The organism is Streptomyces sp. NPDC104313, from assembly GCF_055583985.1.
Genome location: NZ_JBVJMW010000020.1, coordinates 17,633 through 32,115 on the forward strand (window position 1 = coordinate 17,633; position 14,483 = coordinate 32,115).

Sequence of the window (14,483 nt, forward strand, 5' to 3'; positions counted from 1 at the left end):
GCCGTGCCGCCCGCGCCTGATCCGTCGCGCTACTTGCGCATGACCTCGGGCTCGTGGCGCCGCAGCAGGCGCGCGACCACAATCCCGCAGATCACGCCGAGCGCGAGCAGCACGGCGATGTTGACGCCCCACTGGCTCGCGGTGTGCTCCCACAGCGGGTCGAGGTCGGTGGGGTTCTTCGGGTCCCACGGCGGCATCAGGTGCGCCAGGTCCAGCGTGGCGCCGGCCGCGGCCATCGCCCAGCGCGACGGCATCAGCCAGCCGAACTGCTCCAGGCCGGGCGACCCGTACACCTGGAACAGCACGCCGGTGAAGACGATCTGGATGATCGCGAACATGACCAGCAGCGGCATGGTCTTCTCGGAGGTCTTCACCAGCGAGGAGATGACCAGGCCGAACATCATCGAGGTGAAGCCCAGCGCGATGATCGAGACGCAGATCTCGACGGCCGGGGACATGATCAGGCCCTCCGCGGGCAGATCGCGAGTGGCGAAGCCGATGCCGCAGATGATCACCCCCTGGAAGGCGGTGATCACGCCGAGGACGATCACCTTGGACATCAGGTACGCGGAGCGGGACAGGCCGGTGGCCCGCTCCCGTTCGTAGATGACCCGTTCCTTGATCAGCTCTCGTACGGAATTGGCGGCGCCGGAGAAGCACATGCCGACCGCGAGGATCATCATGATCGTTCCGGCCTTGGCGTTGAACCGGGACGGCGGGTCGGGCTCCGCGAGACCGAACTCCGCCGGGATGACCACACTGACCACGCCCAGCACGGCGGGCAGGATCAGCATCAGGCCCATGAAGCCCTTGTCGGACGCGATGACGGAGGCGTATCTCCGGATCAGTGTCCACAGCTGCGCCGTCCAGCCCTGCGGCTTCGGCGGGCGCATCTGCTGCGGGGGCGGCATGCTGACCGGCTGGGCCGCGACCGCGTCGATGTCGGCGGCGTACATCTGGTAGTGCTGCGAACCGCGCCAGCGTCCCGCCCAGTCGTAGTCGCGGTAGTTCTCGAAGGCGGAGAAGACGTCGGCCCAGCTGGTGTAGCCGAAGAAGTTCAGCGCTTCCTCCGGCGGACCGAAGTAGGCGACCGAACCGCCGGGGGCCATCACGAGGAGCTTGTCGCAGATCGCCAGCTCGGCCACCGAGTGCGTGACCACGAGCACGGTGCGGCCGTCGTCGGCGAGGCCCCGCAACAGCTGCATGACATCGCGGTCCATGCCCGGGTCGAGGCCGGAGGTCGGCTCGTCCAGGAAGATCAGCGAGGGCTTGGTGAGCAGCTCCAGGGCGACCGAGACGCGCTTGCGCTGGCCGCCGGAGAGCGACGTGATCTTCTTGTCCTTGTGGATGTCGAGCTTGAGCTCGGCGAGGACCTCGGTGATCCGGGACTGGCGCTCGGCCTCGGTGGTGTCCGCAGGAAAGCGGAGCTTGGCCGCGTACTTGAGGGCCTTGGTGACGGTCAGTTCCTTGTGCAGGATGTCGTCCTGCGGGACCAGGCCGATGCGCTGGCGCAGCTCGGCGAACTGCTTGTACAGGTTTCGGTTGTCGTAGAGGACGTCACCCTGGTTCGCGGGCCGGTAGCCGGTGAGCGCCTTGAGCAGGGTGGACTTTCCGGAACCGGACGGACCGATGACAGCGATCAGCGACTTCTCGGGGACACCGAAGGAGACGTCCTTGAGGATCTGCTTCCCGCCGTCGACCGTCACCGTGAGGTGGCGGGCGGAGAAGGAGATCTCACCGGTGTCGACGAACTCTTCCAGCCGGTCCCCGACCAGCCGGAACGTCGAGTGGCCGACGCCGACGATGTCGTTGGCACCGATGAGCGCGGAGCCGGACTTGTGGAGCGGCAGACCGTTGACGTACGTGCCGTTGTGCGAGCCGAGGTCGCGGATCTCGAAGCGGCCGTCGGGCGTCGCGTGGAACTCGGCGTGGTGGCGGGAGACCTGGAGGTCGGAGACGACCAGCTCGTTCTCCAGCGCACGACCGATGCGCATGACCCGGCCGAGGGCCAGCTGGTGGAACGTGGTCGGGCTGCGGTCGCCGTACAGGGGCGACGCCCCCGCGGCACCGCCCTGTCCCGGTCCGGCCGGATGCCCGGGACTCTGCTGGTGCGGCACCTTCTGGTGCGAAGGCTGCTGCGGCGCCTGCTGCTGCCAGGCCTGGTGCTGGGCAGGAGCCTGATGCGCGGGCGCCTGGTGCTGGGCAGGAGCCTGATGCGCGGGCGCCTGGTGTCCGTGCCGGCCCGCGCCGCCACCCTGGGGCTGGTGATGGGGCTGCTGCACGGGTGCCTGCTGAGCACCGGCCGCGGGCCCACCGGCGACACCGGCGGCCGCGGCGGGGCTGAGGCTCACCCGGGGCCCGTCGGTGGCGTTGCCCAGGTGCAGCACCGAGCCGGGGCCGATCTCCACCTGCTGGATCCGCTGACCCTGCGCATAGGTGCCGTTGGTGCTGCCGTGGTCCTCGATACACCAACTACGGCCGCTCCAACTGATCGTGGCATGCCGCCACGAAACCCTGGCATCGTCGATCGCGAGGTCGCCCTGCGGATCACGTCCAAGGGTGTACGACCTGGACGGATCGAGCGCCCAGGTGTTGCCATTCAATTCCAGTACGAGTTCCGGCACTCCGCGCCCCACTAGTTGTCCCCCGTGTTGCCCCCGTCGCAGGGAGTCTAGGGATGCTGAACATCGTGGGGAACTATTCCAGGACGAGTCCCCGATACGAAAGTCGGGCGGGTGAAGAGCGCGCGGAGACCTGCGCGAACACCCCGATACCGAGAGGTGAAACAACCATGGAACGGACGAAGCGAGGATGAAGACCCGCTTACCGCCCAGAGCAGGTTCATCGACTGCATAACGGCGAATACAAGACATCCGACATCTCCGAGCGCAAGACCCGTACCGGCCAGATCCTCGACGTCCCGCGCCCCGGGTCGAGGCCGCGGAGACCGCCTCTCGGCGCAGCGGACGTCGCCGGGGCGCATTCCCGTCCGGCACTCGGGACGAGCGGCCGGAGAAGACGGCGGGACCGATACGGTGGGAGCACCATGAGCGCATCTCAGCCACCTCAGCCCCTCCCGTCTTCTGAGCCCCCTGAGTCCCGTCGGGTCGGCGGCCCCGGCGACGGGGCCCCTCCGGGCAGCGACGCACCCACGCTTCTCGTCAAGATCTTCGGCAAGGACCGCCCCGGCATCACCGCCGGACTCTTCGACACCCTCGCCGCGTACGCGGTCGACGTCGTGGACATCGAGCAGGTCGTCACCCGGGGACGCATCGTGCTGTGCGCTCTGGTCACCTCGCCCACCGCGGGCGGGACCACCGAGGGCGATCTGCGGGCGACCGTGCACAGCTGGGCCGACTCCCTGACACTGCAGGCCGAGATCATCTCCGGCATCGGCGACAACCGCCCCCGCGGTGACGGCCGTTCCCATGTGACGGTGCTGGGACACCCCCTGACCGCGGAGTCGACCGCCGCCATAGCGGCCACCATCACCTCGACCGGCGGGAACATCGACCGTATCTTCCGGCTGGCGAAGTACCCGGTCACCGCCGTCGAGTTCGCGGTCTCGGGGACCGGGACCGCGGAGTTGCGGACCGCGCTGGCCACCGAGGCCGCGGAGATCGGCGTGGACGTCGCGGTGGTCTCGGCCGGGCTGAGCCGCCGGGCCCAGCGGCTGGTGGTCATGGACGTCGACTCCACGCTGATCCAGGACGAGGTGATCGAGCTCTTCGCGGCGCACGCGGGCTGCGAGGAGCAGGTCGCCCAGGTGACCGAGCAGGCGATGCGCGGCGAGCTGGACTTCGAGCAGTCGCTGCACGCCCGGGTCGCACTGCTGGCCGGTCTGGACGTCTCGGTGGTGGACAAGGTCCGCACCGAGGTACGGCTCACCCCCGGCGCCCGCACCCTGATCCGTACGCTGAAGCGGCTCGGCTACCAGGTCGGCGTCGTCTCCGGCGGCTTCACCCAGGTCACGGACGACCTGAAGGAACGGCTCGGCCTCGACTTCGCCTCGGCCAACACCCTGGAGGTGGTGGACGGCAAGTTCACCGGCCGGGTCGTCGGCGAGGTGGTGGACCGGGCGGGCAAGGCCCGGCTGCTGCGGAGCTTCGCCGAACAGGCGGGGGTGCCGCTGGCCCAGACGGTGGCGATCGGGGACGGGGCGAACGATCTCGACATGCTGAACACCGCCGGGCTCGGCGTCGCGTTCAACGCGAAGCCGATGGTCCGTGAGGCGGCGCACACCGCGGTGAACGTGCCGTTCCTGGACACCGTGCTCTATCTGCTCGGCATCACCCGTGAAGAGGTCGAGGCGGCGGACGGTCTCGTCGACTGACCGCCCCGGGCCGCCGGCTTCGGAGTCGTACGCGGTCACACGTGGTCGCACACAGTCGTACGCGGTCGTACGCAGCAGGGCACCGGCACGAGATCCGCGAGATCTGTGCCGGTGCCCTGCGCGTTCACATGTTCAGCGCTACCGGGCGCTCGGACGTCCGTCGTCCGGTAGGGCGCTCAGTCGTTCGGCGTCCAGTACTCGGTGAGCCTGCCGGCCCCGTGCTCCACGCTCTTCCAGGAGCCGGGGAACTCGACCGCGGCGTAGGCGGCGGTGGGGAAGCCGTCCCGGGTCATCCGGGCCAGGGTGTCGCCCTCCGCCGATCCCGAGAGGGCGTCGGCGGCCCCGTGCATCCCGGGGTTGTGGCCGATGACCAGGAGGTTGCGCACCTCGTCCGGGGTCTCGTTGAACAGGGCGATCAGTTCGCCGAGGGAGGCCTCGTACAGCCTCTCCTCGTAGACGGTCCGGGGGCGCTGGGAGAATTCATGCACCGCCAGCTTCCAGGTCTCCCGCGTCCTGGCGGCACTGGAGCAGAGGGCCAGATCGAAATCGATGCCGGAATCGGCGAGCCTGCGGCCGGCCACGGGCGCGTCCTTGCGGCCGCGCTCGGCCAGCGGGCGCTCATGATCGGAAGCCTGTGACCATTCCGCCTTGGCATGCCGGAGAAGGACGATCCTGCGAGGTGTCTCGACGCTCATACACCTCAGCTTCGCATGAAAAGCGGCCTCTGGCGCAGGGGGTTGACGTGCCCGTCCGGGGAGTTGGCGCGCTGGTCCGGGGCTGCTTCGCCTCAACGGGACAGCAGCTGGAGCGTCCGCTCGATCAGCTGTCCGAGCGCGGGGTCCCCGGTGGTGGCGGCCTGGGCCTGTCCGGGGCTGAGGATCATCAGCAGCAGAGCGGCGAACGCCACGGCGGGCAGGGCGACGGCCCACCAGGGCAGCCGGATCTCGACACCGTCCGCCGCCGGTCGGTGGGACCTGGTGTGCGTCGGTGTCGGCATGTCCGCCTCCGTCAAGTCATCGGGTTGTTACCGAAGAACCTACGGATCGGAGGCGGTCGGCCCCATCCGGTGACCCACCCACTTCACCCTGAACCTGGCCCCCTAGGGGAAGGGGGTGCTAGCCCCACCCCTGGGGGTTTCCAGGGTCCTGGGGCGTCAGGGCGAGGCGATCGTGGCGATCACACCGATGACGACGGTGATGAGGAGCATCGCCCCGAAAACGAGGAGAAGCTTCTTCTGGCCGTTCTGGGGATTCGGATCGAGCACTGGCATGAGGTCAGTGTCGCATCTCAGCATTCGTCCTCGATGGTCCGGTCCCGGCCTGCGAGGATTCCGGCGATCATCTGGGGAATCAAGAGGCTCGCCATCAGCGCGATCGGCAGCCCCCAGCCGCCGCTGTGCTGGTAGAGCACGCCGACGAGCAGCGGACCGGGGATCGAGAGCAGATAGCCGGTGGACTGGGCGAACGCGGAGAGCCGGACCACGCCCGCGCCGGACCGGGCCCGCATGCCGATCATGGTGAGAGCGAGGGGGAAGGCACAGTTGGCCACCCCGAGGAGCAGGGCCCAGGCCCAGGCTCCGGCGGCGGGGGCGAGATAGAGCCCGGCGTAGCCGATCAGGCCGCACAGGCCGAGGACGACGACGATGGGGCCCTGCTGCTTGAGCCGGGAGGCGACCCGGGGGATGACGAAGGCGAGCGGGACGCCCATCGCCATGGTGACCGCGAGCAGGAGTCCGGCCGTGCCGGAGGAGACCCCGGCGTCTCGGAAGATCTGCGGCATCCAGCCCATGGTGATGTACGCGGCGGTGGCCTGGAGCCCGAAGAAACAGGCGAGGCCCCACGCGGTGCGGCTGCGGGTGATCCGGAGGGCCGGCGCCTCCGCGACGGCCTGCCCCGAAGCGGCCGGGGCACAAGCCGGCCGGCCGGGGGTCGGGGTGCGGTCGCGTACGAGGACGATCCAGGGCAGCAGCGCGAGAGCGGCCGGCACGGCCCAGACGACCAGACCCGCCTGCCAGTTACCGCCCAGCGCCCCGGTGACGGGGACGGTGACGGCGGCGGCCAGCGCGGTGCCGAGGGCCAGGGCCATGGAGTAGAGGCCGGTCATGGTGCCGACGCGGTCGGGGAACCAGCGCTTGACGATCACCGGCATCAGGATGTTGCTGACGGCGATGCCCATCAGGGCCAGCGCGCTGGCGGCCAGGAACCCGGCGGTGGTGCCGATGTACGGGCGGATGACCAGGCCCGCCGCGATGGCCGCCAAACCCGCGCAGACCACGGCACCCGCCCCGAAGCGGCGGGCCAGGCGCGGCGCCATGATCCCGAAGACCGCGAAGCAGAGCGGCGGTACGGAGGTGAGGACGCCGGCCACGCTCCCGCTCATGTGCAGGCCCTCGCGGACCTCTTCGAGGAGGGCGCCGAGGCTGGTGATGGCGGGGCGGAGGTTCAGTGCGGCGAGGACGAGTCCCACGGCGATGAGGCGCAGCAGCCAGGGCGCGGGGGCCTCGCCCGCACCGGGGAGCCGCTGGGCGCGAAGCTCGTGGGAGGTGCGTGCGGCGGGGCCGCGGTTCAGGGTGGAGGTCTGCGTCTCGTCGTCCGACATAGGGCCATCATAGAATCATGGGATGATTGATTGTCCACTCCGTCCCCTCCCCCGATCCCCCGGGGTTTCCTGGGAGAATCCGGACCCGACACCCGCTTCGGCCCGGCGCCCCTTCGGGCCCGGCCCACGAGCAAGGAGCATCATGGCGCTGACGTCTCCGCGGCGTTCGGCACTCGCCGACCAGGTGATCGCCCAGCTGAGGAATCAGATCACCTCGGGCGAGTGGCCGGTCGGCTCGCGGATTCCGACCGAGCCCGAGCTGGTCGAGCAGCTGGGCGTGGCCCGTAACACCGTTCGTGAGGCCGTGCGGGCCCTCGCGCACAACGGGCTGCTGGACATTCGGCAGGGCTCCGGCACCTATGTGATCGCCACGAGCGAGCTGGCCGGAGTGATGCACCGCAGGTTCGCGGCCGCCGATCCGCGTCATATCGCCGAGCTGCGTTCGACGCTGGAGTCGTCGGCGGCCCGGCTGGCGGCGGCCCGGCGCACCGAGCGGGATCTGCGGCAGCTGGACACGTTGATGGCGCGCCGCGAGGAGGCCTGGGCGTCGGGTGACGCGGAGGCGTTCGTGGCGGCGGACGCGACGTTGCACCTGGCGGTGGTCGCGGCCTCGCACAACGACGTCCTGACCGAGCTCTACGCCGACCTCGGGGATCTGCTGCGCGACTACCTGCGCGGTGATGTGGGCCCGGAGCTGCGGCCGGAGAACCATATGGACCACGGCCGGCTGGTCGAGGCGATCCGGGCCGGGGACGCGGAGACGGCGGCGGCCGAGGCGGCGAGCCACGCGCTGACCTGCCTGACGGACCGGGTATAGCGGCGCCCCGGGCCATGTGCGGCGAGGGCACCGCTCAGACGGGGGCGGGACGGTGGCTGACCCACGCCGTGGCGATCTCTTTCCAGCAGCGGTCCTCAAGACGTACGGTCCGGCCGGGCTCCACCGCGACCGCCGCGCCGTCCGCGTCGACGTCCCACCAGCGGTCGCATTCGGTGTGCAGCCGGACCAGGTCGGTGGAGGGGTAGGGGTTGTGGCAGTAGGCGACGACCCGGGAGCCCTCGACGGACGTACGGCACTCCGAGCCGGCCGGTTCGGGCTTCGGGGGCTCCGCTTCCGTACCGGAGTCGGCCCCGCTTGCGGCGTGGACTCCCAGGGGTACGGCGAGAGCGGCGACGACCACCGGGGCGGCAAGGAGGAGACGGGTTCGACGGCACGTGGGACGCACGGCGATCTCCCTCCCGGGGCCTGACAAGAAGTCCGGTTCCTCCTTATTCTGCGGTGGATCGGCCGACTTTTCGACCGGAGCGGCAGCGGGGAGCCACGGAGCGTGAACGGCCCCCGGCCGCGTACCGCCTCCGGAAGAACCGGGAGGGAGTACGCGGCCGGGGCCGTGGGGCGGGGTGGTTCGCGGGTCAGGCGCCCATCATGTGCACGCCGCTGTCGACGTGGATGATCTCGCCCGTGGTGCGCGGGAAGAAGTCGGAGAGCAGGGCGACGATGCCGCGGCCGGCCGGCTCGGGGTCGTTCATGTCCCAGGCCAGCGGAGCGCGGGTGTTCCAGACGTCGGCCAGCTCCTCGAAGCCCGGGATGGACTTGGCGGCCATCGAGCGGAGCGGTCCGGCGGAGACCAGGTTGCAGCGCAGCCCGTCCTTGCCCAGGTCACGGGCGAGGTAGCGGGAGGTGGCCTCCAGCGCGGCCTTGGCCGGGCCCATCCAGTCGTACTGCGGCCAGGCGTACTGGGCGTCGAAGGTGAGGCCGACGATCGAGCCGCCCTCGCTCATCAGCGGCTTGCAGGCCATGGCCAGCGACTTCAGGGAGAACGCCGAGACGTGCATCGCGGTGGCGACGGACTCGAACGGCGTGTTGAGGAAGTTGCCGCCGAGCGCGTCCTGCGGAGCGAAGCCGATGGAGTGGACGACGCCGTCCAGGGAGCCGAGCTCCTCGCGCACCAGACCGGCCAGCCGGTCCAGGTGCTCCTGGTTGGTCACGTCGAGCTCGATGACCTTGGCCGGCTTCGGCAGCTTCCTGGCGATGCGCTCGGTCAGGGTGGGGCGGGGGAACGCCGTCAGGATGACCTCGGCCCCCTGCTCCTGGGCCACCTTCGCGGCGTGGAACGCGATGGACGACTCCATCAGCACCCCGGTGATGAGGATGCGCTTGCCGTCGAGAATTCCGCTCATGGTGATCAGTGACCCATGCCCAATCCGCCGTCAACGGGAATGACGGCTCCAGTGATGTACGACGCGTCGTCGGAGGCGAGGAAGCGCACCGCGGCGGCGATCTCCTCGGGCTGCGCGTAGCGACCGAGCGGCACCTGGGACACGATGCCCTTGCGCTGCTCCTCGGTGAGCGCCTGGGTCATGTCGGTGTCGACAAAACCGGGGGCGACGACATTGAAGGTGATGTTCCGCGAACCGAGCTCACGGGCCAGCGACCGGGCGAAGCCGACGAGCCCGGCCTTGGAAGCGGCGTAGTTGGCCTGGCCGGCCGAGCCGAGGAGGCCGACGACGGAGGAGATGAGGACGACGCGGCCCTTCTTGGCGCGCAGCATGGCACGGTTGGCGCGCTTGACGACCCGGAAGGTCCCCGTGAGGTTGGTGTCGAGGACGGAGGTGAAGTCCTCCTCCGACATCCGCATCAGCAGCTGGTCCTTGGTGATGCCGGCGTTGGCGACCAGCACCTCCACGGGACCGTGCTTCTCCTCGATCTCCTTGTAGGCCTGCTCCACCTGCTCGGCGTCCGTGATGTCGCAGCGGACCGCGAGGACACCTGCCTCGGTGAGCACCTCGGGCGGCTCTCCGGAACGGTAGGTGATCGCGACCTGGTCGCCGTTGTCGGCGAAGGCGCGGGCGATGGCGAGGCCGATGCCCCGGTTTCCTCCGGTGACGAGAACCGAGCGGCTCAACGGATCACCCTTTCCTTGGCGGTCTGGTACGTCGAAAACCTATCGGTACCGTGCGCCGATCGAGGAATCGGGCCCTGACAGTGGCTTGTCCGGGGTGCTGTTGGGTTCCTACAGTCCACGCGGATATGTGGTCGGCCCCCGCGTCCTCCATATCCCCCGGTGCGGTCACCCTCCGGCATGGTTCACTGCCGTCGTGTATCGAGAAGGGAACCCCCTGTGCCCCACGAGGTAGATCAGTCATTCCTGGCCCTGCCGTCGCGCGCGCTGGCCGACGCCGCGCTCGCACGGGCGCGGGCGCTGGGCGCCACCCACGCCGACTTCCGGCTGGAGCGGGTGCGCAGCGCCTCCTGGCGGCTGCGGGACGCCCGGCCGGCCGGGGCGTCGGACAGCACGGACCTCGGGTACGCGGTGCGGGTGGTGCACGGCGGCGCGTGGGGGTTCGCCTCGGGCGTCGATCTGACGATGGACGCCGCCGCGAAGGTGGCCTCGCAGGCCGTCGCGATGGCCAAGCTGTCGGCGAAGGTGACCGCGGCGGCCGGGTCCGATGAAAGTGCGCGCAGCACTTTTGCTGAGGGGCGGTGGCGGGAGACGGGCGGGCGGGTGGAGCTGGCGGACGAGCCGGTGCACGGCGAGCGGACCTGGGTCTCGGCGTACGACGTCGACCCCTTCTCCGTACCGGACGAGGAGAAGGTGGCACTGCTCGCCGAGTGGAGCGGGCGGCTGCTGGGCGCGGAGGGCGTCGCGCATGTGGACGCGTCCCTGATGGCCGTGCACGAGAACAAGTTCTACGCGGACACGGCGGGCACCGTCACCACGCAGCAACGGGTGCGGATCCACCCGCAGTTCACCGCTGTCGCGGTGGACGGCACGAGTGGTGAGTTCGACTCGATGCGGACCATCGCGCCGCCGGCGGGCCGGGGCTGGGAATACCTGACCGGGACCGGCTGGGACTGGGACGACGAGCTGGAGCGGATCCCCGGGCTGCTCGCGGAGAAGTTGCGCGCGCCGGGCGTCGAGGCGGGGGCGTACGACCTGGTCGTCGATCCGTCGAACCTGTGGCTGACCATCCACGAGTCGATCGGCCACGCCACCGAGCTGGACCGGGCGCTGGGGTACGAGGCGGCGTACGCCGGGACCTCGTTCGCCACCTTCGACCAGCTGGGCAAGCTGGTGTACGGCTCCCCCGTGATGAACGTGACCGGTGACCGCACGGCCGAGCACGGGCTCGCGACGATCGGGTACGACGACGAGGGCGTCGAGGCGCAGTCGTGGGACCTGGTGAAGGACGGGACGCTGGTCGGCTACCAGCTGGACCGCCGCATCGCGAAGCTGACGGGCCTCGGCCGCTCCAACGGCTGCGCGTACGCGGACTCGCCGGGCCATGTCCCCGTACAGCGCATGGCGAACGTGTCGCTCAAGCCGGACCCGGGCGGGCTGTCGACGGAGGATCTGATCGGCGGGGTGGAGCGCGGGATCTACGTGGTCGGCGACCGGTCGTGGTCGATCGACATGCAGCGCTACAACTTCCAGTTCACCGGGCAGCGGTTCTTCCGCATCGAGAACGGCCGGCTGGCCGGGCAGCTGCGCGATGTGGCGTACCAGGCGACGACCACGGACTTCTGGGGCTCGATGGAGAAGGTCGGCGGCCCCCAGACGTATGTGCTGGGCGGCGCGTTCAACTGCGGCAAGGCCCAGCCGAGCCAGGTCGCGGCGGTCTCGCACGGCTGTCCCTCCGCCCTCTTCCGGGGCGTCAACATCCTCAACACGACGCAGGAGGCCGGACGATGAGCCGCGTCAGCAAGCCGTACGAGATCGTCGAGCAGGCCCTGGAGCTGTCCACCACGGACGGTCTGGTGGTCATCGCCGACGAGCAGTCCTCCGCGAACCTGCGCTGGGCGGGCAACGCGCTCACCACGAACGGGGTGACCCGGGGGCGGACCCTGACCGTCATCGCGACCGCGGGCGGGGCGAAGGGGACGGCGTCCGGCGTCGTCTCCCGGTCCGCGGTGACCACGGACGACCTGGAGCCGCTGGTGCGGGCCGCCGAGGCCGCCGCACGGAGCGCGGATCCGGCGGAGGACGCGCAGCCGCTGGTGAGCGGGGCGCCCGCCTCCCCCGACTTCACGGACGCGCCCGCCGAGACCGGCTCGGAGGTCTTCGCCGACTTCGCCCCGGCGCTCGGCGACGCCTTCGCCCGCGCCCGGGCCGGGGGCCGCGAGCTGTACGGCTTCGCGCACCACGAGCTGACCTCCACCTACCTGGGGACGTCGACGGGGCTGCGGCTGCGCCACGACCAGCCGAACGGGACGCTGGAGCTGAACGCGAAGTCGCCGGACCGTACGCGCTCCGCGTGGGCGGGCCGGGCGACCCGTGACTTCAAGGACGTCGACCCGGCGGCGATGGACGCGGAGCTGGCACAGCGGCTGCGCTGGGCAAAGCGGCGTATCGAGCTGCCCGCCGGCCGGTACGAGACGCTGCTGCCGCCGGCCGCGGTCGCGGACCTGCTGATCTACCAGCTCTGGTCGTCGACCGCGCGGGACGCTGTGGAGGGCCGGACGGTGTTCTCCACGCCGGGCGGCGGAACGCGGCTGGGCGAGACGCTCTCCCCGCTGCCGCTCACCCTGCGCAGCGATCCGCACGCGCCGGGGCTTCAGTCGGCGCCGTTCGTGATCGCCCACTCCTCCGGCGACAGCGGTTCCGTCTTCGACAACGGGCTGCCGCTGGCCCCGACGGACTGGGTCCGGGACGGGAGGCTGGAGCGGCTGACGACGACCCGGCACACGGCGGAACTGACCGGGCTTCCGGTGGCCCCGGGCATCGACAACCTGCTGCTGGAGGGCGGCGGTGAGCGGTCGCTGGAGGAGATGGTGGCCGCGACGTCCGGGCGGGCGCTGCTGCTGACCTGCCTCTGGTACATCCGCGAGGTGGACCCGGCGACGCTGCTGCTGACGGGGCTGACCCGGGACGGCGTCTATCTGGTCGAGGACGGCGAGGTGGTCGGCGGGGTGAACAACTTCCGGTTCAACGAGTCGCCGGTGGACCTGCTGTCGCGGGCCTCGGAGGCGGGGCGTACGGAAAGGACGCTGCCGCGCGAGTGGGGCGACTGGTTCACCCGGGCCGCGATGCCCTCGCTGCGCGTCCCGGACTTCAACATGAGCTCGGTCAGCCCGGGGGTGTGACCCGCCTAGACTGACCCGTACATCTCTACCAGCATCTCTGCCAGTCATAAGGAGCACCGCAACCGTGACGGACATCGTCGACGAGCTGAAGTGGCGCGGGCTGTTCGCCCAGTCCACTGACGAGGACGCATTGCGCAAGGCTCTCGCGGACGGTCCCGTCACCTTCTATTGCGGCTTCGACCCGACCGCGGCCAGCCTGCATGTGGGGCACCTGGTGCAGGTGCTCACCATGCGGCGGCTCCAGCAGGCCGGGCTGAGGCCGCTCGCCCTGGTGGGGGGCGCGACGGGTCAGATCGGTGACCCGAGGCCCACCGCCGAGCGCACGCTGAACGACCCGGAGACGATCGCCGCCTGGGTGGCCCGGCTGCGCTCGCAGATCGAGCCGTTCCTGTCCTTCGAGGGCGAGAACGCGGCGACGACGGTCAACAACCTGGACTGGACCGCGGGCATGTCCGCGATCGAGTTCCTGCGGGACATCGGCAAGCACTTCCGGGTCAACAAGATGCTCACCAAGGACTCGGTCGCCCGGCGGCTGGAGTCGCAGGAAGGCATCAGCTACACGGAGTTCAGCTACCAGCTGCTCCAGGGCATGGACTTCCTGGAGCTGTACCGCCGGCACGGCTGCACCCTTCAGCAGGGCGGCAGCGACCAGTGGGGCAACCTCACGGCGGGCATCGACCTGATCCACCGCCTGGAGCCGGGCGCGGTCGTGCACGCGCTGGCGACGCCGCTGATGACGAAGGCGGACGGGACGAAGTTCGGCAAGTCCGAGAGCGGCGCCGTCTGGCTCGACGCGGAGATGACGACGCCGTACGCGTTCTACCAGTTCTGGCTGAACGTGGACGACCGGGACGTCTCGCGCTACCTGCGCATCCTCAGCTTCAGGAGCCGTGAGGAGCTGGAGGAGTTGGAGAAGCTGACCGAGGAGCGGCCGCAGGCGCGTTCCGCGCAGCGTGCGCTGGCCGAGGAGCTGACCACGCTGGTGCATGGCGGTGCGCAGTGCGCCGCGGTCATCGCGGCGTCGAAGGCGCTGTTCGGGCAGGGTGACCTGGCCGAGCTGGACGAGGCGACACTGGGCGCGGCCCTGTCCGAGGTGCCGGGTGCCACCGTCGCCGAGCTGGGTCCGCTGGTGGACCTGCTGGTGGAGGTCGGCCTGGCGCCCAGCAGGTCGGGTGCGCGCCGCACGGTCAAGGAGGGCGGCGCCTACGTGAACAACGTGAAGGTCCTCGACGGCGAGGTCGCACCGTCCGCCGGGGAGCTGCTGCACGGGCGCTGGCTGGTGCTGCGCCGGGGCAAGAAGAACCTGGCGGCCGTGGAGGTCCGCCCGGTCGGCTGACCTCCCCCGCATCGCAGTGGCGGGGGGGGGGGGGGCGGGCGCCCCCGGGGCCGCGCCCCCCCCGCCCGCCGCCCCCCCGCGGGGGGGGGGGGGGGGGGGGGGGGGGGGGCCGCGGGGGGCCCCCCCCCCCCCGC

General features: G+C 70.7%; 13 protein-coding genes. 5 read left to right on the top strand and 8 right to left on the bottom strand.

Annotation, left to right across the window (positions count from 1 at the left end; genetic code table 11):
• Window positions 1–29 precede the first annotated feature (29 nt).
• A complete protein-coding gene (locus ACZ60Q_RS32305) occupies window positions 30–2,636 on the bottom strand; it encodes an ABC transporter ATP-binding protein/permease (protein WP_469641120.1) in 2,607 nt (868 codons plus the stop codon).
• A gap of 410 nt (window positions 2,637–3,046) precedes the next feature.
• Between ACZ60Q_RS32305 and serB the strand changes: the two genes are divergently transcribed.
• On the top strand, window positions 3,047–4,333 hold the full coding sequence (gene serB, locus ACZ60Q_RS32310; protein ID WP_469641121.1) for a phosphoserine phosphatase SerB: 1,287 nt from the start codon (window positions 3,047–3,049) through the stop codon (window positions 4,331–4,333).
• Window positions 4,334–4,509: 176 nt separating this feature from the next.
• On the opposite strand, the gene ACZ60Q_RS32315 is transcribed toward serB, so the two are convergent.
• The 4 genes from ACZ60Q_RS32315 to ACZ60Q_RS32330 all read right to left on the bottom strand — a co-directional run bounded on the left by ACZ60Q_RS32315 (window position 4,510) and on the right by ACZ60Q_RS32330 (window position 6,931).
• Window positions 4,510–5,028 carry a SixA phosphatase family protein gene (locus tag ACZ60Q_RS32315; protein ID WP_469641122.1) on the bottom strand — a complete coding sequence of 173 codons (519 nt, stop codon included), beginning with the start codon at window positions 5,026–5,028 and terminating at the stop codon, window positions 4,510–4,512.
• 92 nt (window positions 5,029–5,120) lie between these two features.
• Window positions 5,121–5,330, bottom strand: coding sequence for a hypothetical protein (locus ACZ60Q_RS32320; protein ID WP_050358255.1), 210 nt, complete (start codon window positions 5,328–5,330; stop codon window positions 5,121–5,123).
• A 156-nt stretch (window positions 5,331–5,486) separates the two neighbouring features.
• Window positions 5,487–5,603 (bottom strand): SGM_5486 family transporter-associated protein, encoded by a 117-nt coding sequence (locus tag ACZ60Q_RS32325; protein ID WP_007446146.1) that lies wholly within the window; start codon window positions 5,601–5,603, stop codon window positions 5,487–5,489.
• Window positions 5,604–5,620: 17 nt separating this feature from the next.
• Complete coding sequence (locus tag ACZ60Q_RS32330; RefSeq protein WP_469641123.1) at window positions 5,621–6,931, bottom strand: CynX/NimT family MFS transporter; 1,311 nt, start codon at window positions 6,929–6,931, stop codon at window positions 5,621–5,623.
• Between the two features lie 142 nt (window positions 6,932–7,073).
• Between ACZ60Q_RS32330 and ACZ60Q_RS32335 the strand changes: the two genes are divergently transcribed.
• A complete protein-coding gene (locus ACZ60Q_RS32335) occupies window positions 7,074–7,748 on the top strand; it encodes a FadR/GntR family transcriptional regulator (RefSeq protein ID WP_469641124.1) in 675 nt (224 codons plus the stop codon).
• 34 nt (window positions 7,749–7,782) lie between these two features.
• Here the strand turns inward: ACZ60Q_RS32335 and ACZ60Q_RS32340 are convergent, their stop codons facing one another.
• From ACZ60Q_RS32340 to fabG, 3 genes are all read right to left on the bottom strand, one after another.
• On the bottom strand, window positions 7,783–8,154 hold the full coding sequence (locus ACZ60Q_RS32340; RefSeq protein ID WP_469641125.1) for a hypothetical protein: 372 nt from the start codon (window positions 8,152–8,154) through the stop codon (window positions 7,783–7,785).
• A gap of 187 nt (window positions 8,155–8,341) precedes the next feature.
• On the bottom strand, window positions 8,342–9,109 hold the full coding sequence (fabI, locus tag ACZ60Q_RS32345; RefSeq protein WP_265602375.1) for an enoyl-ACP reductase FabI: 768 nt from the start codon (window positions 9,107–9,109) through the stop codon (window positions 8,342–8,344).
• Window positions 9,110–9,114: 5 nt separating this feature from the next.
• Window positions 9,115–9,834 (bottom strand): 3-oxoacyl-[acyl-carrier-protein] reductase, encoded by a 720-nt coding sequence (gene fabG, locus ACZ60Q_RS32350; protein WP_469641126.1) that lies wholly within the window; start codon window positions 9,832–9,834, stop codon window positions 9,115–9,117.
• Window positions 9,835–10,050: 216 nt separating this feature from the next.
• On the opposite strand from fabG, the gene ACZ60Q_RS32355 reads away from it, so the two are divergent.
• The 3 genes from ACZ60Q_RS32355 (at window position 10,051) to tyrS (ending at window position 14,349) form a co-directional block, all read left to right on the top strand.
• A complete protein-coding gene (locus tag ACZ60Q_RS32355; protein ID WP_469641127.1) occupies window positions 10,051–11,622 on the top strand; it encodes a TldD/PmbA family protein in 1,572 nt (523 codons plus the stop codon).
• Complete coding sequence (locus ACZ60Q_RS32360) at window positions 11,619–13,013, top strand: metallopeptidase TldD-related protein (RefSeq protein ID WP_469641128.1); 1,395 nt, start codon at window positions 11,619–11,621, stop codon at window positions 13,011–13,013. Before ACZ60Q_RS32355 ends, ACZ60Q_RS32360 begins: the two co-directional genes overlap by 4 nt.
• Before the next feature lie 64 nt (window positions 13,014–13,077).
• Entirely contained in the window at window positions 13,078–14,349 is a 1,272-nt protein-coding gene (gene tyrS, locus ACZ60Q_RS32365; RefSeq protein ID WP_469641129.1) for a tyrosine--tRNA ligase, read from the top strand.
• The last annotated feature ends 134 nt before the right edge of the window (window positions 14,350–14,483 follow it).